This is a genomic window from Mesorhizobium sp. B2-4-17 (genome assembly GCF_006441275.1).
Lineage (GTDB): Bacteria > Pseudomonadota > Alphaproteobacteria > Rhizobiales > Rhizobiaceae > Mesorhizobium.
In genome coordinates, this window is sequence record NZ_VFUX01000018.1 from 101,828 (window position 1) to 125,270 (window position 23,443).

Annotated in this window: 25 protein-coding genes and 1 pseudogene; 15 read left to right on the plus strand and 11 right to left on the minus strand. The window is 60.8% G+C overall.

Translation table 11 applies throughout. The annotated features are described in order from the left end of the window. Positions 1-3 precede the first annotated feature (3 nt). The 5 genes from FJ548_RS16040 to FJ548_RS29855 all read right to left on the minus strand — a co-directional run bounded on the left by FJ548_RS16040 (position 4) and on the right by FJ548_RS29855 (position 4,343). Positions 4-1,467, minus strand: coding sequence for an aldehyde dehydrogenase (locus tag FJ548_RS16040; protein ID WP_140778365.1), 1,464 nt, complete (start codon positions 1,465-1,467; stop codon positions 4-6). Positions 1,468-1,617: 150 nt separating this feature from the next. Then, positions 1,618-1,971 carry a cupin domain-containing protein gene (locus tag FJ548_RS16045; RefSeq protein ID WP_140778366.1) on the minus strand — a complete coding sequence of 118 codons (354 nt, stop codon included), beginning with the start codon at positions 1,969-1,971 and terminating at the stop codon, positions 1,618-1,620. Positions 1,972-1,995: 24 nt separating this feature from the next. Continuing rightward, the gene (locus tag FJ548_RS16050; protein ID WP_140778367.1) at positions 1,996-2,919 is read right to left on the minus strand and encodes a glyoxylate/hydroxypyruvate reductase A; all 924 of its coding nucleotides are present in this window, start codon (positions 2,917-2,919) and stop codon (positions 1,996-1,998) included. Between the two features lie 13 nt (positions 2,920-2,932). Continuing rightward, entirely contained in the window at positions 2,933-4,057 is a 1,125-nt protein-coding gene (argE, locus tag FJ548_RS16055) for an acetylornithine deacetylase (protein WP_140778368.1), read from the minus strand. Beyond that, positions 4,044-4,343, minus strand: coding sequence for a hypothetical protein (locus FJ548_RS29855; protein WP_181168812.1), 300 nt, complete (start codon positions 4,341-4,343; stop codon positions 4,044-4,046). The genes argE and FJ548_RS29855 overlap by 14 nt, the downstream gene beginning before the upstream one ends. On the opposite strand from FJ548_RS29855, the gene FJ548_RS16060 reads away from it, so the two are divergent. After that, a complete protein-coding gene (locus FJ548_RS16060; protein WP_140778369.1) occupies positions 4,291-5,193 on the plus strand; it encodes a GNAT family N-acetyltransferase in 903 nt (300 codons plus the stop codon). The two genes, FJ548_RS29855 and FJ548_RS16060, sit on opposite strands and share 53 nt — an antisense overlap. A 271-nt stretch (positions 5,194-5,464) precedes the next feature. Here the strand turns inward: FJ548_RS16060 and FJ548_RS16065 are convergent, their stop codons facing one another. Beyond that, positions 5,465-6,499: a LacI family DNA-binding transcriptional regulator gene (locus FJ548_RS16065; protein ID WP_140778370.1), complete on the minus strand. Its 1,035-nt coding sequence runs from the start codon at positions 6,497-6,499 to the stop codon at positions 5,465-5,467. 187 nt (positions 6,500-6,686) lie between these two features. On the opposite strand from FJ548_RS16065, the gene FJ548_RS16070 reads away from it, so the two are divergent. The 12 genes from FJ548_RS16070 to FJ548_RS16125 all read left to right on the plus strand — a co-directional run bounded on the left by FJ548_RS16070 (position 6,687) and on the right by FJ548_RS16125 (position 16,582). Next, positions 6,687-7,733 carry a sterol desaturase family protein gene (locus tag FJ548_RS16070; protein ID WP_140778389.1) on the plus strand — a complete coding sequence of 349 codons (1,047 nt, stop codon included), beginning with the start codon at positions 6,687-6,689 and terminating at the stop codon, positions 7,731-7,733. Between the two features lie 112 nt (positions 7,734-7,845). Further along, entirely contained in the window at positions 7,846-8,796 is a 951-nt protein-coding gene (locus tag FJ548_RS16075) for a sugar ABC transporter substrate-binding protein (protein ID WP_140610916.1), read from the plus strand. Between the two features lie 208 nt (positions 8,797-9,004). Then, the gene (locus tag FJ548_RS16080) at positions 9,005-9,949 is read left to right on the plus strand and encodes an ABC transporter permease (protein WP_226890695.1); all 945 of its coding nucleotides are present in this window, start codon (positions 9,005-9,007) and stop codon (positions 9,947-9,949) included. Next, positions 9,949-10,968 carry an ABC transporter permease gene (locus FJ548_RS16085; RefSeq protein WP_140761864.1) on the plus strand — a complete coding sequence of 340 codons (1,020 nt, stop codon included), beginning with the start codon at positions 9,949-9,951 and terminating at the stop codon, positions 10,966-10,968. The genes FJ548_RS16080 and FJ548_RS16085 overlap by 1 nt, the downstream gene beginning before the upstream one ends. A gap of 127 nt (positions 10,969-11,095) precedes the next feature. Beyond that, positions 11,096-11,941, plus strand: a complete 846-nt coding sequence (locus FJ548_RS16090) for an ATP-binding cassette domain-containing protein (RefSeq protein ID WP_140778372.1) — start codon at positions 11,096-11,098, stop codon at positions 11,939-11,941. A gap of 89 nt (positions 11,942-12,030) precedes the next feature. After that, on the plus strand, positions 12,031-13,035 hold the full coding sequence (locus FJ548_RS16095) for a Gfo/Idh/MocA family oxidoreductase (protein WP_140778373.1): 1,005 nt from the start codon (positions 12,031-12,033) through the stop codon (positions 13,033-13,035). Next, on the plus strand, positions 13,032-13,991 hold the full coding sequence (locus tag FJ548_RS16100; RefSeq protein WP_140778374.1) for a sugar phosphate isomerase/epimerase: 960 nt from the start codon (positions 13,032-13,034) through the stop codon (positions 13,989-13,991). The genes FJ548_RS16095 and FJ548_RS16100 overlap by 4 nt, the downstream gene beginning before the upstream one ends. Before the next feature lie 11 nt (positions 13,992-14,002). Then, the gene (locus FJ548_RS16105; RefSeq protein ID WP_140778375.1) at positions 14,003-14,311 is read left to right on the plus strand and encodes a MocE family 2Fe-2S type ferredoxin; all 309 of its coding nucleotides are present in this window, start codon (positions 14,003-14,005) and stop codon (positions 14,309-14,311) included. Positions 14,312-14,317: 6 nt separating this feature from the next. Then, a complete protein-coding gene (locus FJ548_RS16110; protein ID WP_140610893.1) occupies positions 14,318-15,109 on the plus strand; it encodes a TIM barrel protein in 792 nt (263 codons plus the stop codon). Between the two features lie 57 nt (positions 15,110-15,166). Next, positions 15,167-15,946 carry a 3-methyl-2-oxobutanoate hydroxymethyltransferase gene (locus FJ548_RS16115; RefSeq protein WP_246671545.1) on the plus strand — a complete coding sequence of 260 codons (780 nt, stop codon included), beginning with the start codon at positions 15,167-15,169 and terminating at the stop codon, positions 15,944-15,946. A gap of 94 nt (positions 15,947-16,040) precedes the next feature. After that, entirely contained in the window at positions 16,041-16,283 is a 243-nt protein-coding gene (locus FJ548_RS16120) for a MurR/RpiR family transcriptional regulator (RefSeq protein WP_140778390.1), read from the plus strand. An 80-nt stretch (positions 16,284-16,363) separates the two neighbouring features. Then, on the plus strand, positions 16,364-16,582 hold the full coding sequence (locus FJ548_RS16125) for a hypothetical protein (RefSeq protein WP_181168806.1): 219 nt from the start codon (positions 16,364-16,366) through the stop codon (positions 16,580-16,582). Between the two features lie 140 nt (positions 16,583-16,722). Here the strand turns inward: FJ548_RS16125 and FJ548_RS16130 are convergent, their stop codons facing one another. Together FJ548_RS16130 and FJ548_RS16140 are read right to left on the minus strand one after the other, a co-directional pair. Beyond that, positions 16,723-16,905, minus strand: a complete 183-nt coding sequence (locus tag FJ548_RS16130; RefSeq protein WP_140778376.1) for a hypothetical protein — start codon at positions 16,903-16,905, stop codon at positions 16,723-16,725. 585 nt (positions 16,906-17,490) lie between these two features. Next, positions 17,491-18,966, minus strand: a complete 1,476-nt coding sequence (locus tag FJ548_RS16140; RefSeq protein WP_348640940.1) for an inorganic triphosphatase — start codon at positions 18,964-18,966, stop codon at positions 17,491-17,493. Between the two features lie 44 nt (positions 18,967-19,010). Between FJ548_RS16140 and FJ548_RS30465 the strand changes: the two are divergent. Further along, positions 19,011-19,216: pseudogene (locus tag FJ548_RS30465) on the plus strand (hypothetical protein); the annotation flags it as partial. A gap of 351 nt (positions 19,217-19,567) precedes the next feature. On the opposite strand, the gene FJ548_RS16150 reads toward FJ548_RS30465, so the two are convergent. From FJ548_RS16150 to FJ548_RS16160, 3 genes are read right to left on the minus strand one after another with little or no spacing between them, the layout of a single operon-like run. Further along, on the minus strand, positions 19,568-20,356 hold the full coding sequence (locus tag FJ548_RS16150; RefSeq protein WP_281407076.1) for an amino acid ABC transporter ATP-binding protein: 789 nt from the start codon (positions 20,354-20,356) through the stop codon (positions 19,568-19,570). Continuing rightward, positions 20,353-21,321 (minus strand): amino acid ABC transporter permease, encoded by a 969-nt coding sequence (locus FJ548_RS16155; RefSeq protein WP_140778377.1) that lies wholly within the window; start codon positions 21,319-21,321, stop codon positions 20,353-20,355. Before FJ548_RS16155 ends, FJ548_RS16150 begins: the two co-directional genes overlap by 4 nt. Positions 21,322-21,357: 36 nt before the next feature. Further along, entirely contained in the window at positions 21,358-22,116 is a 759-nt protein-coding gene (locus FJ548_RS16160) for an ABC transporter substrate-binding protein (protein WP_181168807.1), read from the minus strand. A gap of 502 nt (positions 22,117-22,618) precedes the next feature. Here FJ548_RS16160 and hutC point away from each other — a divergent pair. Beyond that, a complete protein-coding gene (gene hutC / locus FJ548_RS16165) occupies positions 22,619-23,380 on the plus strand; it encodes a histidine utilization repressor (RefSeq protein ID WP_140610897.1) in 762 nt (253 codons plus the stop codon). Positions 23,381-23,443 lie beyond the last annotated feature (63 nt).

Below are 23,443 nucleotides of genomic sequence, written 5' to 3' on the forward strand. Positions count from 1 at the left end.
TCTCTAGAGGCTGACCAGGACGCTTTTGGTCCTGCGATTGGCGAGATAGGCCTCGCGGCCAAGGTCCTTGCCGATGCCGGAGCGTTTGTAGCCGCCGGTCGGCAGGATGTGGTCGCGCGAGCGGCTGTAGCGGTTGACCCAGACGGTGCCCGCTTCGAGCTTGCGCGCGATGCGGATCGTGCGGGACAGGTCGGCGGTGAACAGGCCGGAAGCCAAGCCGTAGGTCGGATGGCTGGAGAGCGCCAGCGCCTCGTCCTCGGTCTCGAAGGTCTGGACGGTCAGGACCGGACCGAAGATCTCCTCGACGATCGCCGGATTGGCCTGGTCGACATTGGCAATCAGCGTCGGCTCGTAGAAATAGCCGGGGTTCTCCATCGCCCCGCCGCCGGTCAGGCATTCGCCACCGGCCTCGATGGCGGCCCGCACGATGCCATCGACACGTGTCCGTTGCCTGTCTGAGATAATGGGCGAATAGTGCGTCGCCTCGTCCCAGGTAGGGCCCGGGCGCACCGCCTTCATCCGCTCCAGAATCGCGGCCGTCAGCCGGTCGGCCACGCGCTTCTCGACAATCAGGCGCGTGCCGGCGACGCAGGCCTGGCCGGCGTTGAAGGTGACGCTGCCGGCGATCGCTATCGCCGCCTTGTCGAGATCGGCATCCGCAAAGACGAGCTGCGGGCTCTTGCCGCCGAGCTCCAGCGTCGTCGGCTTGATGCCGGTGCGCGCGACATTCTCCATGATGGCCGAGCCGGCGCGGGTCGAGCCGGTGAAGCTGACCTTGGCGATCTCTGGATGGCCGGTGAGCACCGTGCCGGTCGTCGGGCCGTCGCCGAGCACGATGTTTATGAGCCCGGCCGGCAAGCCTGCTCTGACGGCGAGCTGCGCCATGTAGACTGCCGAGAAGGGCGTCATCTCGGAGGGCTTCAGCACGACGGCATTGCCGGCGGCCAGCGCCGGGCCGAGCTTCCAGCCGGCCATGGAAATGGGAAAGTTCCACGGTGTGATCGCGCCGACCACGCCATAGGGTTCGCTCATGATCATGCCGAGGCTGGCATCGTCGGTCGGCACGAGCTCGCTGCCTTCCTTGTCGGCGAACTCGGCGAAGAAGCGGATCTGCTCGGCGGTGACGGCGATGTCGCCGGCGATGAGCTGTCCCACGGGCCGGGTCGAGCTCATGGCCTCGATCCTGGCGAGCGTTTCGGCTTCCACCTCGATCAGGTCTGCCCAGGCCTGGAGCGCCTTGGTGCGTTCGCGAGGCCGAATGCCGCTCCAGTTGCTGGACTTCAGTGCGGCTTTGGCGCTCTCTACCGCGCGGGCGACGATGTCGGTGCCGGCAATGGGGCAGGCGGTGTATAACTTGCCGTCAGACGGTCGGCGCATCTCGATCGCACCCTCGGCCGCGATCAGCTCTCCGCCAATGAAATGCCCAACGGGGAAGGGAACTGTATCCGGATCGAAGCTTAGGCTCACGGGCGACCACTTTCCTGCATTGGCCGGAGCGTAGCGCGTGGCAGCGCGCAGCATGCGCTGTTCGGTGGCCCGTCGCCGACGAATGTTGCGTGCTGGGCGCGGGGGACGGCAAAATCTTCCGCGCAGGTCGGCGCCTGTCGCCCACGCCCTCTACCCCACGGTTACGTAGATCTTGCGCACCGTTTCGATGGTCTTCCAAACTCCGGTGAAGCCAGGCTTCATCACAAAGCTGTCGCCGGCGCGGTAGATCACCGGCTTGCCGCCGTCAGGGGTGATTTCGACCATGCCGGAGAGGATGTGACAGAACTCGAAGGTCTCCCCCTTGATCGAGCGCGTCTCCCCAGGCGTCGCTTCCCAGACGCCGGTATGGACGAGGTCGTCCTTGGCCACGTCCTGTGCCCAGGTCTTGAAGGCGGGATTGCCGGCTATCAGCCGTTCGGGCAACGCCTTGGATTCGCGCGGTGAAAAAGCTGGATTGGTGTCGACGGTCTTGAGCAGGAGCAAGGAGCGGCCTTTCGTGTTGGAAATTCAATAGCCGCGCGACCGGTCGACGAGCCCGAAGGGGTCGAGTCCGGCGCGGTGACGCTTGATGTTGTCGATGACGGCGCGGGCGGCGGTCGCTGGCTGGGTGACACTGGCGACATGCGGAGTGAGGATGATCTTCGGATGCGACCAGAACGGATGGCTCGCGGGCAGCGGTTCGGGATCGGTCACGTCGATCATTGCGGCCGACAGGTGGCCGCTGTCGAGCGTGGCGACAAGCGCCTCGTGATCAAGCTGTGGCCCCCGGCCGGTGTGGACGAGCGCCGCGTTCTTGGGCAACTTCGCAAACAGGCCCGCATCAAGGAAGCCACGCGTATCCTCGGTCAGGGGCAGCAGGCAGACCAGTATGTCGCTGGCCGCGAGCATCTGTTCCAGCCCGAGCTCGCCATGATTACAGGTAACGCCCTCGATCCGTCGCGGCGAGCGGCTCCAGCCGGCAAGCGGGAATCCGAAGGGCTTCAACCTGTCCAGGACGGCCTGGCCAAGCTGTCCGAGGCCGAGCACGCCGACCCGGCGCGACCGGGCCTGAAGTTGCGCGATATCGTTCCACTGGCCGGCGCGCTGCTGCGCCAGATAGGCCGGCAGGTTGCGGTGGAGCGCGAGCACGGCCAGCGTCACATATTCCTGCATCATGCGCGCGATGCCTTCCTCGATCATGCGCACGACCTTCACGTTTTGAGGCACCGCATCGAGGCGAAACTGGTCGACGCCGGCGCCGATGGAAAACAGGATTTCCAGGTTCCTGTAGCGGGCGAGGTTGTCCGGCACGGTCCAGCTGATCAGGTAACGCACGGCGTCGGGATCGACTGTTGCGGCATCGATCGTGAAGGGGACGTCCGGTAATTCCCCCGCGAACGCCTCGGCGAAGACGGCACCGCGGCGCGCATCGGAATTGAACAGGAATGTCATCGTGGTTGCCTCGTCACGACGCGCAGCGCGTGCCCAGCGCCCCGATCAATCGCTGGCAGGCGGCGAGTTCGCTCGCAAGGATGTACTCGTCCGGCTTGTGGGCGCGGCCAATGTCGCCTGGGCCGCAGATGATCGCGTCGAAGCCGGCGGCTTGGTACAGGCCGGCCTCCGTGCCGTAGCTGACGGCCCCGAGCGGCGCTTCGCCGGTCAACTCGCACAGCAGGGTTGTCAGCGCCGCGTCTCGCGGAAGCGATAGCGCCGGATAGGCGCTGATCGGCGTCCATTCGACCTGGAAGCCGTCGGCCATAAGAACCTCTGCCTGCGCTTTGACGGGCGCAAGCAGGCTGGCCGGATCGACGCCGGGTATGGCGCGCGCCTCCAGGTCCAAAGTGCAGGTGTCGGGAATGATGTTGACTGACTGTCCGCCTGCCACCACGCCCGCCTGCAGCGAGCAGTAGGGCGGCTCGAAGGCAGGGTCGAACGGACCATGCGTCAACCGCTCGGCTTCGCTCACGGCCGCGCTCAGCGCCCCGGCCATGGCATGGATAGCGTTGAGCCCGAGATCGGGCCGCGAGGAATGGCCGGAGCGCCCGTTGATCGTCACGCGGGCGGCTGCCTTGCCCTTGTGGGCGCACACGGCGCGCATGGCGCTCGGCTCGCCGACGATGACGCCGAGCGGTTTCGCGCAAAGGGCAGGCAGGCGGGCAATCAGATGCGGAACGCCGCGGCACCCCACCTCCTCGTCGTAGGAGAAGGCGAGATGGATCGGCCTGGCGAGGCGCAGTCCCCTCAGTGCAGGTACGGCCGCGAGCACCACGGCCAGAAACCCTTTCATGTCGGTGGTGCCACGTCCGTAGAGCCTTTCGCCCTGCTGACGCAGCGCGAAAGGGGCCGAGGTCCATTGCGGCTCGGCGGCGGGGACGACGTCCATGTGGCCGGACAGTATGTAGCCGGGGACATCAGCAGGGCCGATCGTCGCGAAAAGATTGGAACGATCGCCTTCCGGTCCGGGGAGGACGGTGACCTGCGTTCCATGTTCCATGAGATAGGTCTCGACCCAGCCGGCGATATCACCGTTGGGTTTGCCAGCGACCGATGGAAAGGAGACGAGGCGATCGAGGATCTCAAAGACGTCCATTCCAGCCCTCAACGGATTTCGGGTGCGCCGGATGGGTGCCGTCGACCGTATGCTGCAACAACTTGGAACAGCATGTGCGGCCTCTTTCGCGATTGCGTGCTGAAAGCGGAAATGTTTCAGTCGAATCTTGCGTTGGCGCGCGGCTTTCGAGCAAATCGTATCGACCTGGTTGTCTAGCGTTGGCAGGGGCGGGCGGCCATTGTGTGTCACCCGTGATGCAATCGTTCTGAGGCATGAAATTGAAGCCGTCCGGAAGTTTCAAAATCGATGCCTTCTTGATGCGCATCGGCGACATCGAGGGCATCGAACTCGACCGGTTGCACGCGCACTCCCTGTCCGTGGGATGGCCGCACCGAGCCGAAGACTGGCAGTTCCTGCGCGAGGTGGGGCAAGGGCTCGTGGCGCTTGATGAGATCGGCCGTGTTCTGGGCTCGGCCATGTGGTTCGCGCATGGCGCCGATTTCGCGACCGTTGGAATGGTCATCACCTCGCCGCGACTGCAGACGCTCGGTGCGGGGCAATGGCTGATGCAGCGGGTCTTCGAGAAGGTCGCCGGGCGCGACCTGCGCCTCAATGCAACCCGGGCGGCAAGGCGGCTCTACCTTTCGCTCGACTTCCAGCCTGAGAAGACCGTCTATCAATACCAGGGCATAGCCCGCATACCAACAACGGATAGTCAGCCGGGCGCGCGCGGCGACATCCGGGCTTTGGCGGCAAGCGATATTCCGGCAGGGATCGCGCTCGACGCGGCCGGCTTTGGCGTGAAGCGGACGCGGCTTATTGAAATGCTCTTCGCGCATTCGGCCGGCTATGGGCTTTTCAAGGGCGACAGGCTGAGCGCCTTCGCGCTCTGCCGGCCGTTCGGGCGCGGCTATGTGGTGGGACCGGTCGTGGCCGAAAGCGATACCGACGCCATAGCTATCGTGCGGCCGCACGTCGCCGACCATTCGGGGTCTTTCCTTCGGGTCGACACCCACATGGACAGCGGCGAGTTCGCCGCCTTTCTCTCGAACGCCGGAATGCCGGTCTTCGATACGGTGCTGACCATGTCGCTGGGCAAACGCCTCGCCGATTTCTCCGTAGGCGGCTCGGCTACGCCGAAGATCTATGCTCTGGCGAGCCAAACTCTCGGATAGTCCGGTGCTTTCGTCGACAAAAAAAGCCGGTCAACATTCAACCATTGCACGGTTGTTCCCTATGTATCTCCAACTGGACCGGTTCCAGCCTCACGCCTTAAAATATGAACGTCCGGACATGGACCTCTCAGGCCAGAAGCCGCCAGTCCGGTTTCGGAGCGAGATGACATGGCTGCTTTGGGGGCATCAATCTCGGTCGTTGAGCTCAGCTCGCATGTCACCTGAAAGCAGACTCCTAATCAGATGTCCGAGTGTGACCTAGCAGCCACCCTCAGATATTCTCCGGCGTGACTATTTCGAACGGTATGGACCGTTGAAGAGTTGCGAGCGGTGCTTGTGGTCCGCTGACATCGATCATGGTCTGCACGAGAAGGGCGGAGGTCGCCTCAAGCGGGTGACAGAGAGCTGCAGTGATTAACCCTTCCGACAATCCCCTGCGAGTCTCAGGACCAATGTCGCGGCATACTACCCTGATGCCCGAACGCCTTTCCGAAGGGACCTCTCTCAATGCACGAAGGACACCGGTAATTCCGCCGCCGACGATCAGAATTCCCACGAGATCGGCGGTTGTGTTAAGCAACTCGGCGACCATTCGGTAAGCCTCATTCGATTCCTCGTGGGTTGGGCGGCTTTCCTCCACCGTGAGCCGTGGAGCGTGTTCGCGCAAATACGAACGGAAGCTGGCGTCTGAGACGTCCTGGCACTGATATCGATGGTTGCCAATGAAAACCGCAATTCGACCAGGACCGTGGGTGGTTTGGGCAATCAAAAATGCAGATGTACGCCCCAGCTTCCAGTTGTCCGTGCCCACATAGGCCGCCCTTTCAGGCGCCGACTGATCCGTGATGTAGGAAACAACTGGTTTTCCCATCTCCTTCAGGGAACGGATGGCTTGGCCAATGATCGGGTGATCCGCCGCGACCACCGCGACGGCGTCGCATTTCTCGCCGAGCGCGATAAGGCGGTTCGAAATAGTATCCGGCGTCAAAATATCGACGAAGTCGACGACAGGGTCGATGACCTCGTCCCGACGCTCGCGACAGGCAGCGACAATCTTCTTGCCGAACAGCTGGTAGAGGTCACGGGTCGACTGCTGGAGCAGAAAACCCAGTCGGTAATGCGGCGATATTTTACGAGCCCGATCGTCAATCGCCCCGATACCGTAAAAGCCAATTTCTTCCGCAGCACCTTGGACGCGTTGGATAGTTTTCGGCCGCACCGAAACGGTGCCGCCCAAAATTCTGTTCACAGTCGCCACCGATACGCCTGCCGCGGTAGCCAGATCTTGGATTGTCGGCCGCTTCACCAAACCCGTCCCTTGGCTGTATCATCATGATTGAAGCTAAATGATACAAATGCAATTTTGATATTATTTCTAGCTTCTCCGAATATCAACCCTCCGATATGAATTGCGCCGAATAGGGGCTCGATCGGCTGAGCCCTGGGGCGGGGTCCGAACCCCAGAATGAACCGGGCGAGGAGGCGCTGTTATGATGGATGACCTTCAGTATGGAACACGCGACAAGCGCGGCAATTGGGCCCCGCACCTGCGCGCCGCGCCGGCACCGATCTGGCACCGTCCGTTCAATGCGAAAAAGGTCTTGGCCTGGATTCCTGAATTCTTCTGGCCGTGGAATACCTTCCACCTCGCCACGTCGCTCATTTGGGTCAACCTGCTGATCCCGAGCTGGCAGAGCCTCGCGAGCCTTTCGCTGCTAAACTACCTTTGGCTATACGGCCTCAACGCCGCTGGGATTTTTCTTTTCTACGGCTTCTTCGAGCTGCGCTACTATGTCCAGCGCAAACAACAGAACCGCTTCAAGTACAATCCAAAGTTTCCCTCGGACGCGCCGTCCGACGTGTTCTGGTTTCAAAGCCAGAACATCGACAATTTCGCCCGATCGTTTTTCGTCACCATACCACTGTGGACGGTAGTCGAGATCGTGATGTTGTGGGTCTATGCCAACAGCTGGGCGGTCTGGCTGCCATGGACCACGAACTGGCTTTACCTGTCGTTCTTGGTGCTTATCGCGCCTGCCGTGCATGAGGTCTATTTCTTCTTCCTGCACCGGGCGATCCATTGGCCTCCGCTCTACAAATGGGTGCACTCGGTCCACCACAATTCGATCAATCCGAGCCCGTGGTCGTCGCTGTCGATGCATCCGGTTGAGGGCTTCCTCTATCATGCCGAAGCCTGGCTGCACCTGTTGATCCCGTCCAACCCGGTCTGCGCCTATTTCACGCTGCATGGAGCGGGCTTCGGCGCGGTCAACGGCCACCTCGGCTTCGAGACGTTTGAAATCACCGAGAAGATCAATCTCGATAGCCATTCTTACGTGCATTACCTGCACCACAAATACTTCGAGGTGAATTACGGCGGCGACGGGCTTGTGCCCCTCGATAAGCTGTTCGGCACCTGGCACGACGGCAGCAAGGAAGCCGACGAAGTCATGAAGACCCGCTTTCGCAAGAAAAAGGAAAAGGTACGGGGCCGACAGGAAGGCCGCGGCGATCCAGCGTCTGGAATGCCGGCCGAATAACGAAACCAAGCGCTGTTTCGGCTGAGTCCGTGAGGAGCGGGCCTGGAACAGGAAGACTTTTGTCGAAACCCTACGGGGTAATCTGGGAGGAAAAACCATGAAGCTTTTCAAGATGCTTGTGTCGACAGCGGTGCTGGTCGGCTTCAGCACCGGCGCGACGCTTGCCGCCAACATCTTCGTCGTCGGCGGCAAGCCCGACGATCCGTTCTGGTCGATCGTCAAGCGCGGCGCCGAAGACGCCGGCAAGGTGGTCGAGGCTCAGGGTGGCAAGGTCACTTGGCTCGGGCCGCAGAACTACGACAATCTGGGCGTGGACGCCGCCGAACTGATCCGCCAAGCCATCGACCAGAAGGCGGACGCCATTGTCGGCCCGGACTGGGTGCCGGAAGCGATGGACCCTGCGTTCAAGGCTGTCAGGGATGCTGGCATTCCGCTGCTCATCTACAATGCCGGCGGGCTGAAAGCGGCCGATCGTCTTGGCGCCATGAACTATGTCGGCTCGGACGATTACAAGGGCGGTGTCGCGGCTGGCGAGTACCTTGCCAAGGGCGGCAACAAGAAGGGCGTCTGCATCAACACGCTGCCAGGCGCCGCCAATATCGAGGCCTTCTGCGGCGGTTTCAAGGAAGGCATGACCAATGGCGGCGGCGAAGCCGACGTCCTGCCATTGCCTGCTACATCCTTCGGCTCGGCCACGGCCGTCGCGCAGGCGGTGAAAGCCTATCTGCTGCAGCACCAGGATGTGAACGCTGTCTTTACGATCGGCAACGTCGACGCCAACTCCGCCATGAACGGTCTTACGCAGGCCGGCAAGGTCGGGAAAGTGCAACTCTGCGGCATGAACTTTGACGAAACCATCCTGAACAACATCAAGGATGGCAAGCAGGCCTGCGCGATCGATCAGCAAGGCTACCTGCAGGGATACCTGGCCGTTGCGATCCTGAATGGCCACGTCAACTATGGTTTGTCGGTGCCCACCCGCGAGATCCTTACGGGACCAGGCATCATCGACAAGGCAAATGTCGACGCCACCATCGCTGGCGTGAAGGCCGGGACGCGATAATCCTCCCGCCTGGGCCGCTTTCGCGTTTGCGGCGGCGGCCCTTTTTCCTCTCTCTGCGGCGGCGACATCAAGGCTGGCCGTATGCTCGCGGATTACCCTAATGGCACATCCCGTGACGTCCACATCAACGCCGGCGATTGACCGCCCGCAGTCCGGACTGGCATTCGGCCGCCTGGCGCGACGACCAGAGTCGGGCTCGTTTCTCGGCATGATCGCTGTTCTTCTTTTCTTCGGCGTGTTCGGCGGAAGCGGCTTTATGTCAGCAGCCGGCGCGGCGAGTTGGTTGAACATCGCTTCCGAGATCGGCATCATCGCGCTGCCGATAGGGTTGCTGATGATCGCTGGCGAATTAGATATCTCGGTCGGCGCCGTGATCCCGGCGGCATCGCTGACCGCTGCCATCATCTCCGGTCACTATGGGCTCCCCGACTGGCTTGGAATATCGGCCGCGCTCGGACTCGGTCTCGCCGTCGGCCTCCTCAACGGCCTGCTCGTCACGAGAACGTCCATCCCATCCCTGATAATCACCATCGGCACCATGTTCGGCACGATGGGTCTGACGCTGGGTCTCACCGTCAAGATCGCCGGCAGCACCGGGGTCTCGCTTGTGCCGGATCCGTTCACCAAGGAAATCCTCGGTGATTATCTCGGTGGCATGTTCCAGGTCACGATCCTGTGGTGGGTGGTGTTCGTGGTTGGCCTGTTCTGGCTGTTGCACATCTCGCCGATAGGCAACTGGATCTATGCGCTCGGCGGCGACAAGGAGAGCGCGCGCAATGTCGGCGTCCCAACCAAGCGCCTGAGCATCGGCCTTTTCATGCTCTCCGGCTTCAGCGCCGCTTTCGTCGGCGTCAGCGAGGTGATGGTCTATCAGAGTGCGCAGGTTCTGGCGGGCCAGTCCTTCATCTTCAATTCCATCATGTGCGTGGTCATCGGCGGCGTTTTGCTCACCGGTGGCTTCGGCTCGGTCGTTGGCATCGTGTTCGGCACTCTCACCTTCTCGATCGTGAACCAGGGCATCTACTTCACGAGTTTGGACTCCAATGTTGGAAGCGTCATCATCGGCGTGCTCCTCCTGATTGCGGTGCTGACCAACGACACCTTCCGGCAACTCGCGCTCAGCTATTCGTCGAAGAAGGGAGGGCGGTCATGATGGACGCAATCAGATCCTTGTTGCGGCGTCCGGAAGCCGGGTCGATCCTCAGTCTCATCGGCGTGGTGCTGTTCTTCGTTTTGTTCGGCGGCGCCAATCTGGGCACACTCGTTGGCGCGGCGAGTTGGGTCAATTTCGCGGCCAATCTCGGCATTGTCGCCATTCCCGTCGGCCTGTTGATGATCTCAGGCGAGCTCGACATCTCCATCGGCGCACTGATCCCGGCGGGTTCGATGACCACTGCCATCCTCACTGGCTACTACGGGCTGCCAATATCGGTCGGAATAGCAGGAGCGCTGGCGATAGGCGTGGCGGTCGGCCTGGTCAACGGCCTGCTGACGATACGTACCTCCGTGCCCTCGCTTATCATTACCCTGGCCACGCTGGTCGCCATGCAAGGGGTGGTGCTCAGCGGGTCGGTACTTCTGACCGGCAATGCCAGCGTTGCGGTAACCGCGCCGGACTGGGCCAAATTCCTGTTCGGCCAGCTGATCGGCGGCAGTCACCAAGTCATCATCGTCTGGTGGCTAGCATTCGCCGCTATCATAGGCTTCGTTCTGCACAAAACCCGCTACGGCAACTGGCTCTTTGCAATGGGCGGCGACCGCGTCAGCGCCCGTAATGCTGGCATTCCGACTGATCGCTTGACCATTGCGCTTTTTGTGTTGTCCGCTGTCAGTGCAACGTTCGTTGGCATCTGCCAGGCGATCCTGTTCAATTCCGCCCAAGTCTCTGGCGGCATGAACTTCATCTTCAATGCCATCGTCTCCGTGGTGGTGGGCGGCGTCCTGCTGACCGGCGGCTTCGGGTCCGTCCTCGGCATTTTCGTTGGCACCATCACCTTCGCCATTGTCAGCCAGGGCATCTACTTTACGCAGATCGACCGAAACTGGTCGAACCTGATCATCGGCGTGATGCTCCTGATAGCCGTGCTGATGAACCAGTCGTTCCGTGACCTGGCTCTGTACTTCAGGCCGCGGAGCAAGCGAAGCCTGCCGCGGGAGCCAGCAAACCCATGAGAAATGAGTTGTTAGAGCAGTCCAAGCCCGCGGTCACATGGTTGGCCAAGGATAGGGTTTCGATGAACAGCCTGGCTAGTCGGCAGCATCAATCACACCGGGCGCGATATGAAGGGCTGAGCACGCCATGAACGACAAACCTGCCATTCTCGAACTGAAGAACGTCAACAAATCCTTCGGCCCAATCGACGTCCTGCACGATATTTCGCTCAAGGTGCGTGCGGGCGAGGTGCTTTGTCTGCTCGGCGATAACGGAGCCGGCAAGTCGACCCTCATCAAGACCTTGGCTGGTGTCCATAAGCCCACCAGCGGGCAGATACTGATGGACCGTCAGCCAGTAACTTTCGTCGGACCGAGTGACGCGCAGGGGCGGGGTATTGCCACGGTGCACCAGTTCGGCGGCACGTTCCCGCTGATGAGCATAGGGCGGTCTTTCTTTGTTGGGGTCGAGCCGACCAAAGGTTGGGGACCGTTCAGGATCTACGACCGCAAGCGCGCCAACGAAATCGCGGTGAAAGCGGTGCGGGATTTCGGCATCACCCGCATTGATGACGGTGACCGCTTGGTTGGGGGCCTGTCGGGCGGCGAGCGCCAGTCGCTCGCCATTGCCCGCGCCGTGTATTTTGGAGCGCGTGTGCTGATCCTGGACGAGCCGACCGCCGCGCTCGGCGTCAAGCAGGCCTCGCACGTGCTGCGTATCGTCAACGAGGCCAAGAGGCGCGGCCTGGCGGTGGTCTTCATTACTCACCAGGTCATGCACGCCATGGCCGTCGGCGATCATTTCACAGTGCTGATCCGTGGCGCCATCGCCGCCGATTTCCGCAAGGGCGAAAAGTCCCGCGAGGAGATCACAGATCTGATGGCTGGCGGCGAGACCATGGCTGACCTCGAAGCGCAGGTCGAGGGTTACATGGAGACCCATGAGGGGCATCCGCCGTCCCCGCAGGTGCTGGAGGTCCCAGCCGCTTACTAGACTTCCTCGGGAGGCTATCCAGTCCGGCTCGGCTTCATCTCGTCGCTTGTCGCGGCCCCGTAAACTCGAAAGCAAAAAACAGGACAGAAATGACAGTTCGTATTGCAGTGATCGGCGCCGGCTTGATGGGCGCGGATCATGCCAAGATAGTCGCGGAGGAACTGCCCGGCGCAACCCTTCAATTGGTTTGCGACATGGATGAGCAGCGCGCTCGCCGCGTCGCCGATGCGTGCGGGGCCTTCGACATTGCGACCGACCCCAGGGACGCCATCGCGCGGCAAGACGTCGACGCCGTCATCATTGCGAGTCCCGATTTCACGCATGCGCCGCTTGCGATGGCCTGCATCGCCGCCGGCAAGCGGGTGCTGTGCGAAAAGCCCCTGTCACAAGCCTCGGCTGACTGCGTCGTGGTGATGGAAGCCGAACAGAAGGCGGGAGCGAAGTTCGTCCAGCTCGGCTTCATGCGGCGTTACGATCGTTCCTACCAGGAGATGAAGCGGGCACTGGATGATGGCCACCTCGGCCGGGCGCTGATGATGCATAATTTCCACCGCAATGTTGAAACGCCTGCAGCCGATTTCACCGGTGCGATGGCTATTACCAATTCCGCCCCGCACGAATTCGACGTCGTGCGTTACGTGCTGGGGACGGAATATGCCTCTATTTCCGCATTCCAGCCGAGACGCTCGGACGCGCGGGTCGCGCCCGTCGTGATGGTGCTGGAAACGGTGGACGGCCAGCTCGTCAACATCGAGATCAACAACAACGCAGCCTATGGCTATGACGTCCGTGCCGAGCTGATCGGCGAGCGGGGAGCCGTTGCGACGAATAATGTTGCGTACACCCGCACCGAGTCCGCGCTCACCCAAAGCACAAGCTACGACGCAGACTGGCGGACCCGCTATTACGACGCCTATCGCCGCCAGAACCGCGACTTCCTTCGCTTCGTGATGACTGGCGAGTTCCCCGCGACCGCCTCGGATTGCTGGGACGGCTATTGCGCCGCCGTCGTTGCCGAGGCTGGCGTGGTGGCGCTGAAGGAGGCCCGTCACACACCCATCCAGATGATTGCAAAGCCGGAGTTCTACGCGTGAAGCTGGGTTTCGTTTCAGACAGTCTCGGCAACCTGCCGTTCGACGCCGTGCTCGATCATGCCCGGCGCATGGGGGTATCCGGCATCGAGGTGAACACCTGTGGCTGGTCGACCGCCCCGCATTTCCGGCTGTCGTCCATGCTGGGCGACAGGGAAGTCCAGAAGCGGTTCGCCGGAGCGTTCGAGGAACGCGGGCTGGAGATCATCAGCCTGAACGCGAACGGCAATCCGCTGCATCCGACCGATCCCTCCCAGGGCGAGGGGTTGAAAGACACGATCCGCGTCGCCGGCGAAATGGGCATCCGCACCGTCTGCACGATGAGCGGTCTGCCGGCCGGCAGCGCCAGCGACAGCCTGCCAAACTGGGTCGTCTCCTCCTGGCCGCCGGAAACGCAGACCATTCTCAGATATCAATGGGAAGACAGGCTGATCCCGTTCTGGTCCGAGATCGTGGCGTTGGCGAAGGAAAACGGTGTCGAGCGCATCGCACTCGAACTGCACGGCAATCAGTGCGTATACAACGTGCCCTCGCTTCTGAAATTGCGAGAAGCGGTCGGGCCTGTCGTGGGCGCCAATCTCGACCCCTCGCACCTCTTCTGGATGGGCGCCGACCCCCTCGCCGCCGCGGAGGCGCTGGGCGAGGCCGTGTACCATGTTCACGCCAAGGATACGATGCTCAACCGGCCCGTTCAGGCCACGACCTCGCTGCTTGAGAATGGCAGCCTCATGGACATTCCGGCCCGCTCCTGGAGCTACATCACGCTTGGGTTCGGCCATGGCCAGGAGTGGTGGCGGCAGTTCTGCTATCGGCTCAAGATGGCTGGCTATGACGGCTGGCTTTCCATCGAGCACGAGGACGTACTTCTCAATTCGCTCGAGGGGCTGGAGAAGTCCGTCGCGCTGCTCCAGGGCGTGATGCCATCAGCCCCCGCGGACTTCAAACCACAAGATATCTGAGGAGACACTCAATGCCCTGGGTCGACGCATGCGCCGCCGATGACATCGAAGCCGAGGAAGCCAGGCGCTTCGACAATGGCGGCCGGGCCTTCGCAATCTTCCGCAACGACGCCGATGAATATTACTGCACTGACGGACTGTGCACGCACGAGGCGATCCACCTTGCCGACGGCCTGGTCATGGGCAACACGGTGGAGTGCCCCAAGCACGCTTCCGTTTTCGATTTCACGACCGGCGAGGTAGAGACGCCACCGGCCTGCGAGAACCTCAGGATTTACAAGACGAAGGTCGAGAACGGCCGCGTCCTGGTCGAGGTTTGAGCCGTCATGAGCCAACCGTTCCAACTGGCAGCCTGCGCCGAAATGCTTTGGCGCGATCGTCCGATGGCTTGGCGCGTCGCGCGGCTGCATGAAATGGGTTTCGGCGTCGGATTGTGGAATTGGCCGGACCATGACCTCGCGGCGCTCGAGAAGACAGGCGCAACCTTCACGATCATGAACGGCTATCTCGAAGGACGGCTCGCCGACGAAGAGGGCGCCGACATTCTCCTGAAATCGGCGCTCGAGACCGCAAGGGTTGGAAAGCGCCTCGGCATTGCCCGGTTGAACCTGCACGGCACCGGGCTCGGCGAGGGTGGCATTCCCATCGTCAAGACCGACGTCGAGACCGGTCCGATGTGGCTGAAGGCGCGGGACACGTTGAACCGCATCTGCGACATGGCCGAGGCCGAAGGTGTCGTCTTCACGCTCGAAAATCTGAACCTGCTCGACCACCCTGGCTGCCCGTTTGGCTCGACGGCATCGGTGCTGGCATTGGTGTCGTCGATAAACAGACCCCAACTGCGGATCAATCTCGACCTCTATCACACGCAGATCGGCGAAGGCGATATCGTGCGCTGGTGCGAGAAGTGCCTGCCGTTCATCGGCGAGGTGCAGGTGGCCGATAACCCGGGTCGTTGCGAGCCGGGAACGGGCGAGATGAATTGGCCCTACATCGCAAGAGCCCTGTTCGACATGGGGTACCGCGGGCCAGTGGGTCTGGAAGCGTTTGCCCAACACGATCCCGGGGCGGCGCTGGACGCTTTCCGGCGGGCGTTCACGGTGAGCGATGAACTATAGGGGAGGCTGACCATGGGCATGTATCACAACCGTCCTCATGTCGAGGACATCCGAAAGATGAAGCGGAATGGAAAGAAGATCTCCATGCTCTTCGTCAGCACGCCCGACGAAGCCGCGGCAGCCGCGGCAGCGGGCATTCACATGCTTTCGATCGAAGGCCGGTATTTCGATCAGGAAATGCGGGATGCAGCCGGCAACTGTTTCGTGCAGGTCGGTCTGCCTTATGGCGGCTGGGGCAGTTTTGCCGGCCGTCCGCTCGCGACGGCGGAGGACTATCTGCGTGCGGCCTTCCACTTTGCCGGCATCGGAGGCGACGCCTTCTACTGTGCCGCGTCCTACGATATCCAGAAGGCGCTTTGCGACAACCACCTCCCTGTCGTCGGCCATATCGGCCTGATCCCTTCCTACATCACCTGGACGGGTTGGCGAGCGGTCGGCAAGACGGCGGACGAAGCGCTCCGCCTCTGGCGACATACGAAGAGACTGGAGGAGATCGGCGTCTTCGGGGCGGAGTTGGAAGTCGTGCCCGACCGCGTTGCGAAATTCCTGACCGAAAACTCATCGCTGGTCATGCTCGGTATGGGTGCCGGCAGATATGCGGATGCGCAGTATCTGTTCACCGAAGATGTCTGCGGCTACGGCAAGAACCACAAGCCGCGGCACGGAAAGGTATACCGAAACCTCAGCCCGGAGCTGCAAAAGATCCAGGACGAGCGCGTTGCGGCCTTCAGGGAATATAAGGCCGACGTCGATTCCGGCCGGTACCCCGGTTACGAACATACCGTTTCGATTGGGGATGCCGAGTTCGACAGCTTCATGCAAGCAGCAAAACGGTGAAACAATGCCTTTGGAGCTACCCATTTCATCACGAGCGGATGCCGGACAAGTCGTGGTTCGCAACACCAGGGCGCCAACGCTCGATGAACTCAAAATGCTGATTGCCAAGCGGAAGCTCATCCTTCCGACGAAATTGGAAACTGTCGCCCGCATGATGTTTGCAGAGCCGGACTACGTCGCCTTCGAGAAGTCGGCCTCGATCGCACGCCGGTGCAACGTCTCAACGACAACCCTGTCTCGCCTCGTTCCGCGCCTTGGCTTCAGGTCCTTCAAAGAAATGCAGAACTGCTTTCGCAATCATATTCTTGATCGAAAGGCGCAGCGGAAACCCAGCTAACAAAGCGACTGCATTCAGTTTAGATATGCGCTTTGATCTGAAATGAGCCGGAAATCGGACATTTTACGGAAAACAGGTTCATGTTCGAAATTTCTGGCACTGAAAGCAGCATTGTGAGAGACGCGGGGGCGGCGAAGATGATTGATGCAAGTAAGTCAACGCCAACCCGCGCGATCGAAGTGCTGGCTGAAGCTGGCATTCTCGTCGAAACGAACGGCAAGAAGCGTGACCGCAGCTTTGCCTATCGAGCCTATATGGAGCGTCTGCGGATAGGGACGGACTTGCCTGATCGCAGATGACACGAACGGGTCAGGGCTGGCGTCCGCTCCTTGAGGCTGTGACCGATCATTGGTCGGCTGCTTCTTGGGGCACAGCGGTAACAACTGCTTCGCAGGTGCTTCGCGCACTACTGATTGCCCAAAAGGACGGCCGGCCCTGATCAGTGCCTGCTGCGCTTGCCGTGCTTTGGTTTCTTGCTCTTGTCAGGCTTGGAACTGTAGGCACTTTCAACGATCCGCAACGCGTCTTCAAGAGGGATGCCGCACTTTCTGGCGTAGTAATCCGCCTCGGCCAATGGTTCCTCCGACACGGCTTCAATGATCAGCCTAGCTTTCTTCCCCACGGCAGACCTCCGGCGTTCACCGGGCCCGTTCCGTTCGATTCAGGCGACACGTCCAAGCCGATAAGGCTCTCTTGCCGGAACTGTCAGCCGTCACGACCGTTTTCATTCATATGCGGGCCAGGCTTGGAAAGCTAAAGAGAGGAGGATGAAAAATTGACTGTCATTCTCATCGGTGCGCTACTCATCGTCGCGGGCATTGTCTACATGGCAGGCGCGGCACTCTCATACGGTCGGCTCAGCAATTTGGCACCGCTCGGCACTCCAGCCGACCGGTCGGCCTCAAGGCTGGCAACGCCTGGCCCAACTCTCGAGCCGCGACGGCGTGGGTTCGGGTTTCTCGGCTTTTCGCGCAACTGGCCAGGCCTGCTAATGATAGCGGTCGGCATCGTTCTAATGTTGTCGAGCGCAGTGCCTTAGGCGCGGGTGCTAGGCGGCGCGACGGTCGCTTTCGTTCCGAACCCTAGCTGCTTCGCTCATAGGTTCGCCGGACCATACGAGGTCATAGGACATGGGTTGGCTGACATCGCTAAGCAGCATGTTGTCCGGGCTAGCCGGTGCTGCACCTTCGTCGCTCTGCATGCTGCCTCAACGCCAGAAGCGCCTAGTGTTGACAAAGGTGTCGTGTGCTTCCGCGGCGTCCTTGAGAAGCTTGGATTTCTCCTCGGCGCTGAAGAGATCCTTCGCACCGGCTACGTCCGAAAGCTCCAGCGCTGCCAGCAAATCGGGGGCGGTGGCAATATCGTTGAGGCTGCCGAGCTGATCCTGCAGGCTCTTCATCGCCTCGATGAATCGTCGATGGCGTTTGACTTCAGCCTTGCTGTTGTAAAGCGGTTCAAAGAACTCCGCCGCGTAGCGCAGTTTCTTTGCGGCAATGCGCACTTTGTGGCGGGTCTCGTCATCGGCATCAATGAGGTTGTTGCCGCCCTTCGCCACCTTTTTCCAAAATTTATCAAATACACTCGAGGCAAAATCGCTTAACGACTGCTCGTCCGATTGGGTTCGCCAGTCTCTGATGGAGATCCATTCGATGGCATCGATCATCAACGAGCGGGCGCGCACCGAGGAGAGCGATGCTTCGACCGCCACATAGGCGTCGTCGCGCGCATCTTGAAGACGGCTTGAAAGAGCCTCGCTCGAAGCGCGGTCGATCATCACGTCAATATTGCGCGCATCGCCAAGTTCCGAGGTAAGCCATTTAAATTCTTCCCGCAGGTGGTCGAAACGGCTGTCGTCGAACAGGGACTTGCAGATCGAAAACAGAGATCGCAGCCGTCGCAGCGACACACGAGCCTGGTGCAGGGCCTCTGCATCGTGGGACCAGCCCAGCGCCGTTTCATTCAGACGAAACTGTCTGAGACAGGCTGCGGCGATACGCGCGAAAGCCGTTGCCGCGCTCATCTCGGACGAGAGCGGGGTCGCCGCCGATTTCACAGCACCCGGCGCCGAGTCAAGCAGACGATAACCCCGTTCTGCTTTGCTCAGCACCCCGAGATGCGCCGGCGTGATCAGGTCGACTTTCCGGGCGAGCGCAAACAGCGCCTTCGGCGAGCCTACCTTCTTTTCCAACTCGATCTCGCAGACCGGCGCCTCGCGATCGGCTGCAACGACCTTGCCAAGATCCAAGGCGACTTCGACTGTGGCGCCGCTGTCCGTCACATTCCAACGATGCCGTTTGACATGAACCTCGAACAAGGGCGCCAGCCTTGGGCCAGCCTCCGCAAGCAGGCCTCGGATCTGCGGATCGTCAAGCACCGGAATATCGTCGGCGACCGGCCGCTCCCATTCCTCGCGCGCGAACGATCCGGCCGCGGCGTCATTGCTGGCCTTGACGGTTTGTATCCGTTCATTTCCCGATTTGCGAATGCGAAGCGACAGGCCGCGCTTGGACAGGTCCCGTCCCGGGGTGTCGAAATAGATCGATCTTTGCTGGAGAATGGTGGGCGAGGCTCCGAACAGATTTTTCTTGAGGAGCGATCCCGCACCCGACCGCGAAAGCTCGAGCTTCAGTTCCGTTTCCTGCATGGTGTCCTCGGCGCAGCGTCGCTTCGCATAGTGCGTCATAAACCTGTCACAAACAACTGGACCAACTGCGTCCGGATCTCAAGCCGGCCGAGGTCGAGGACATCCTGCGCCGCCGCCAGGCGCTCAAGGCGCGGCATCATTGGCCGCGAGGCAGCGATCGGCATCGAAGTGGCCGACAGACAGACCCGCGTGGAAGCAGGGCTGGGCGGAAACCGAGACCATCCTTGCGGCAGCGCAAGCACGCTGGGATCGGCAAAAGGCACTTGTGACCGAGATTCTCGACATGCGTGACGTCATCGTTCCTGCTCCTGTTCTTTGCCTGGACGCAAGCTGTGGGGACGCCTGTTTGCAGCCAGTCGGAATCTCGCCGTCAGACCATGGTGCTGGCCCGGCCGGGCGGGACTGTCAACGACCCGCGACGCGCCTCGTCCACTTGAATATCGTATTTATGGACGAGCTCGTGCGCCATAGGCGCCATCATGACATCCTAACAAAACGGCCGAAGCAACCTTATCGCCTGAAGAAAGTTTCTGTGTTTCGAAGCCGATTATGTGGCGAAGCCGATATGGCTATCTCACCATCCTGAGTGCCACGGTCGATGTCGGAGTGAATTGCTCAAAGGTCTGCTACAAACCTCTACCTAAGCAAGCACTTTGGCGAGAAAGGATTGCGTCTGAGGATGAGAAGGGTTGCCGAGCACGTCCGCTGGCTTTCCTTCCTCGATGATCTCGCCGCCCGCCATGAAGACGATGCGATCAGCCACCTCGCGAGCAAAGCCGATCTCGTGGGTCACCACGATCATCGTCATGCCGCTCTCCGCCAGATCGCGCATCACATCGAGCACGTCCGATACCAGTTCCGGGTCTAGTGCGCTGGTCGGCTCGTCGAAGAGGATGAGTTTGGGCTGCATGGCGAGGGCGCGCGCGATCGCCACGCGTTGCTGCTGGCCGCCCGAAAGCTGGCGGGGATAAGCGTTGACCTTTTCAACGAGACCGACCCGCTTCAGGATGGCATGCGCATGTTCTTTCACTTCCTCGCGTGCTTGCCGCTTCACTCCGACTGGTCCCTCCATGATGTTCTGGAGAACAGTCATGTGCGGGAACAGGTTGAAGTGCTGAAACACCATGCCGATGTGGATGCGTTGGCGCACTATCTCATGCTCGTGCATTTCCTGCAGGTAGCCATTGTGCTCCCTATAGCCGATCAGTTCGCCGTCCACTCGGATGCGGCCATGGTCGATACGCTCGAGGTGGTTGATGCAACGCAGAAAGGTGCTTTTACCCGAACCGGACTGACCGAGCAGACATGTCACTTGACCGTTCGAAACGGACAGGTTTATCCCCTTGAGAACCTCTAGAGAGCCGAAGGATTTTCTTACCCCTGTCGCCTGCACCATCAGCTTGCTCTGTGGCCTTGTCTGAAAGGTCATGACGGCCTCCTTTTCTCGCTGGCCGCGAGTGGACGGGCGCGTAATAGCCCGAGAAAGGAGCCGATGCTTTGCAGGGGCGTGGCAGGGAGGTTGCGGCTGCTGCCGCGGGCGTAGTGACGCTCTATGTAATATTGGATGACGCTGAGCACCGAGACGATGATCAGGTACCAGATCACCGCGACCATCAGCAGGGGGATCGTCTCGAACGTGCGCGTATAGATTGTCTGCGCCGCGAAGAGCAGTTCCGGCACGGCGATGATGCTGACCAGCGCCGACATCTTGAGCATGTTGATGGTGTCGTTGCCGAGCGGCGGGATGATGACGCGCATCGCCTGCGGCAGCACAACACGCCGCAAGAGCCGCCAACGCGACATGCCGATCGACTGGGCCGCTTCAGTCTGGCCATGGTCGATGGAGATGATGCCCGCCCGGATGATCTCGGCGCTGTAGGCGGCCTCGTTCAAGCCGAGGCCAAGGATGGCCGCGATATAGGGGGTGATGAGCGCGTTGGCATCAAGCTGGACGAAGTCCGGACCGAAGAAAGGAATGCCGAGCGAAATGTTCGGAAACAGCGCCGAGAGGTTGTACCACAACAGTAGTTGCACCAGCAGCGGCGAGCCACGGAAGAACCAGACGAACAGCCATGAGGAGCCCGACAGGACCGGGTTGGGGGATAGCCGCATGACGGCGAGCATCACGCCGAGCGCGACGCCCATCACCATGGCGATGGCCGTGAGCTCGAGCGTGCGCCGCACTCCCAACAGGATCGTGTCGGAGGTAAAGTATTGCCCCACCACGGACCATTCGAAGCGGGGATTGGTGAAGAACGTGTGCACCGTCATGGCCGCAAGCAGCGCTACGAAGGCGACGGCCACCCAGCGCCATGGGTGCCGGGCCGGCCTGATTACCAGGTCGATCGTGGGATCGCCGCTCATTTCCGTAGAACCGGTCTCCTTGATGGACATGGCGAACTCCCAGGATTTTGGCTGCCGGGTGGCCCCTTACTTGCCGTCGTTTATCGTGGCCTGCTTGATGGCGCCGACCTCCTGGCCCCATTTCGCCAGGATCTTGCCGTAGGTGCCTTCATCGATCAGCGCCTGCACGGTGGCCTGCAATACCTTGGTCAGCTCGTCGGAGTCCTTCGGCAGCACCAGCCCGTAGGGTCGCGGCGCATAGGAAGTGCCTGGCACCTCGAAGGCGCCCTTGTGCTGTTGCGAAATATAGGCGCCCGCGGAGGTGTCTATCATGGCAACATCGGCCCGGCCCGACTGCAACGCCAGGACGATCTTGCTGGTGCCGGGCAGGACCTTGGCGTTGAGTTCCGCCTTGCCGGCCTTCACGCAATCCTCGGAAGCCTTCTTGGCATCCTCGATTTCCGTGGTGCCCTTGTCGATGGCGGCGGTGACGCCGCAGATATCGGCGAGGCTGTGGACGTTCTTGGGATTGCCCTTCTTGACCAGGAAGCCTCCGCCGGAGGTGAAATAGTCGACGAAATCGACCTTGTTGCGACGTTCGTCGGTGTCGGTCATCGCCGACATCGCCATGTCGTAGCGCTTAGCCGCAAGCGCGGGAATAATGGCGTCGAAGCTCATATTCTCGAATTCCAGCTTGACCCCGAGCTTCTGGCCGATTGCTTCCGCCAGATCCTTGTCGAGACCGATGATGGTGGTGTTGTCCGTGTCGTAATATTCGAATGGTGGATATTCGACGTTGCTGGCGACCCTGATCATTCCGGCGTCTTTCAGCTTGGCCGGGAGCATGGCGTTGAGCTTCGGATCCATTTTGGTTGAGATAGCGCTTTCGGCGTGAGCCGGGCCCGCAAGTATCGATCCAGCCAAAAACAAAGCCGCCGCGATGCTCGAGGCGAACCGAGCCCGACTAGAATGTTCATTGCGCATGCGTTTATCTCCCCTGTTGATGCCGTCTTGAAGCTCGCAGTTTTTGACCGGTGAAGGCGGCTGACCGTCGCTAACGCCTCACTCTTCGGTAGGCGCACGATGTTCCCGGCCTCAAGCTCTCTGGTTCCAGGCGTTTGCCCTTGTGCCGCAGGCGAAGACAAAGTTTGCCTATCGATCTTTCCATCGAATCCTTCACTCCGGCCGCACGTCAGAGGCAAGACACCTATAGCAATATATACAACTTTCCAGAATCAGCCTTGTCAAGCGCGATCGTAGCGAGACGCCAGTTTTATTCTGACACAGATGACCAACTTGTACTAATATGTGGACACATTCGATCTCAAACGCATCGGCAAGTGGCGACATGAGCAAGACGACGACTAGGACCGAGAAGGAATTGACCCACGGCAATGGCGAGATCGGAGTTTCGCTGGGGCAGCGGGTGCGCAACCATGTTTTGGAGAAGGTTAATTCGGGGGAATGGCAGGAAGGCTATCGAATCCCGTCTGAATCGCGTCTTTCAGAGCAGTTGGGCGCCTCCCGCATGACAATCCATATTGCCATGCGGGATCTCTCCGCCGAAGGCATTCTTGTGCGCCGACAGGGTGCCGGCACTTTCGTCGCCGCCCGCCAGGGTCAATCCACGCTCATGGAATTGCGCAACATTCAGTCCGAGATCGAAGCGCGCGGCAATCGCCATACGACTGATGTCATCAAGATGGAGGAGGTCGATAGCGACCTTAATATCGCGACGGAACTGAATGTGGTGCCAGGCACCACGGTATTCCATTCGCTGTTGGTTCATAGAGAGAATGGAAGGCCGCTGCAGATTGAAGACAGATACGTAAACCCGCAGTTTTCTCCTGATTATCTGGAGCAAGACTTCACAAAAATAACGCCCTATGTCCATCTGATGGCCGTTGCTCCCCTGGAGGAGGTCGAGCATATCATCCAGGCCGTCCTGGTTGACGAGTTCAACTGTGAGTTGCTCGAAATGAAGCAGGGAGAGCCCCTGCTTCTGCTGCGCCGCCGCACATGGTCGCGCGGTATGATTGCATCCAGCGCACGCTTCCTGCATCCGGGCTCTCGCTTCAGTCTTGCCGCGCGCATGTCCTTTGGTCGCTAGTTAGTGCTCTCGGAGGCGCCGCTCACCCGTCTTGACAGTTGCAGGGCAAGTGAAAGATATCTA

Coding starts and splice junctions, on each gene's coding strand:
- FJ548_RS16090 (WP_140778372.1), top strand. CDS start 11,096: ATGAACGACAAACCTGCCATTCTCGAACTGAAGAACGTCAACAAATCC.
- FJ548_RS16050 (WP_140778367.1), bottom strand. CDS start 2,919: ATGACATTCCTGTTCAATTCCGATGCGCGCCGCGGTGCCGTCTTCGCC.
- FJ548_RS16110 (WP_140610893.1), top strand. CDS start 14,318: ATGAGCCAACCGTTCCAACTGGCAGCCTGCGCCGAAATGCTTTGGCGC.
- FJ548_RS16085 (WP_140761864.1), top strand. CDS start 9,949: ATGGACGCAATCAGATCCTTGTTGCGGCGTCCGGAAGCCGGGTCGATC.
- FJ548_RS16080 (WP_226890695.1), top strand. CDS start 9,005: ATGATCGCTGTTCTTCTTTTCTTCGGCGTGTTCGGCGGAAGCGGCTTT.
- FJ548_RS16095 (WP_140778373.1), top strand. CDS start 12,031: ATGACAGTTCGTATTGCAGTGATCGGCGCCGGCTTGATGGGCGCGGAT.
- FJ548_RS16115 (WP_246671545.1), top strand. CDS start 15,167: ATGAAGCGGAATGGAAAGAAGATCTCCATGCTCTTCGTCAGCACGCCC.
- FJ548_RS16150 (WP_281407076.1), bottom strand. CDS start 20,356: ATGACCTTTCAGACAAGGCCACAGAGCAAGCTGATGGTGCAGGCGACA.
- FJ548_RS16125 (WP_181168806.1), top strand. CDS start 16,364: ATGTTCGAAATTTCTGGCACTGAAAGCAGCATTGTGAGAGACGCGGGG.
- FJ548_RS16105 (WP_140778375.1), top strand. CDS start 14,003: ATGCCCTGGGTCGACGCATGCGCCGCCGATGACATCGAAGCCGAGGAA.
- FJ548_RS16060 (WP_140778369.1), top strand. CDS start 4,291: ATGAAATTGAAGCCGTCCGGAAGTTTCAAAATCGATGCCTTCTTGATG.
- FJ548_RS16160 (WP_181168807.1), bottom strand. CDS start 22,116: ATGCTCCCGGCCAAGCTGAAAGACGCCGGAATGATCAGGGTCGCCAGC.
- FJ548_RS16075 (WP_140610916.1), top strand. CDS start 7,846: ATGCTTGTGTCGACAGCGGTGCTGGTCGGCTTCAGCACCGGCGCGACG.
- hutC (WP_140610897.1), top strand. CDS start 22,619: ATGAGCAAGACGACGACTAGGACCGAGAAGGAATTGACCCACGGCAAT.
- FJ548_RS29855 (WP_181168812.1), bottom strand. CDS start 4,343: ATGCGCATCAAGAAGGCATCGATTTTGAAACTTCCGGACGGCTTCAAT.
- FJ548_RS16070 (WP_140778389.1), top strand. CDS start 6,687: ATGGATGACCTTCAGTATGGAACACGCGACAAGCGCGGCAATTGGGCC.
- FJ548_RS16120 (WP_140778390.1), top strand. CDS start 16,041: ATGCTGATTGCCAAGCGGAAGCTCATCCTTCCGACGAAATTGGAAACT.
- FJ548_RS16155 (WP_140778377.1), bottom strand. CDS start 21,321: ATGTCCATCAAGGAGACCGGTTCTACGGAAATGAGCGGCGATCCCACG.
- argE (WP_140778368.1), bottom strand. CDS start 4,057: ATGGACGTCTTTGAGATCCTCGATCGCCTCGTCTCCTTTCCATCGGTC.
- FJ548_RS16140 (WP_348640940.1), bottom strand. CDS start 18,966: ATGACGCACTATGCGAAGCGACGCTGCGCCGAGGACACCATGCAGGAA.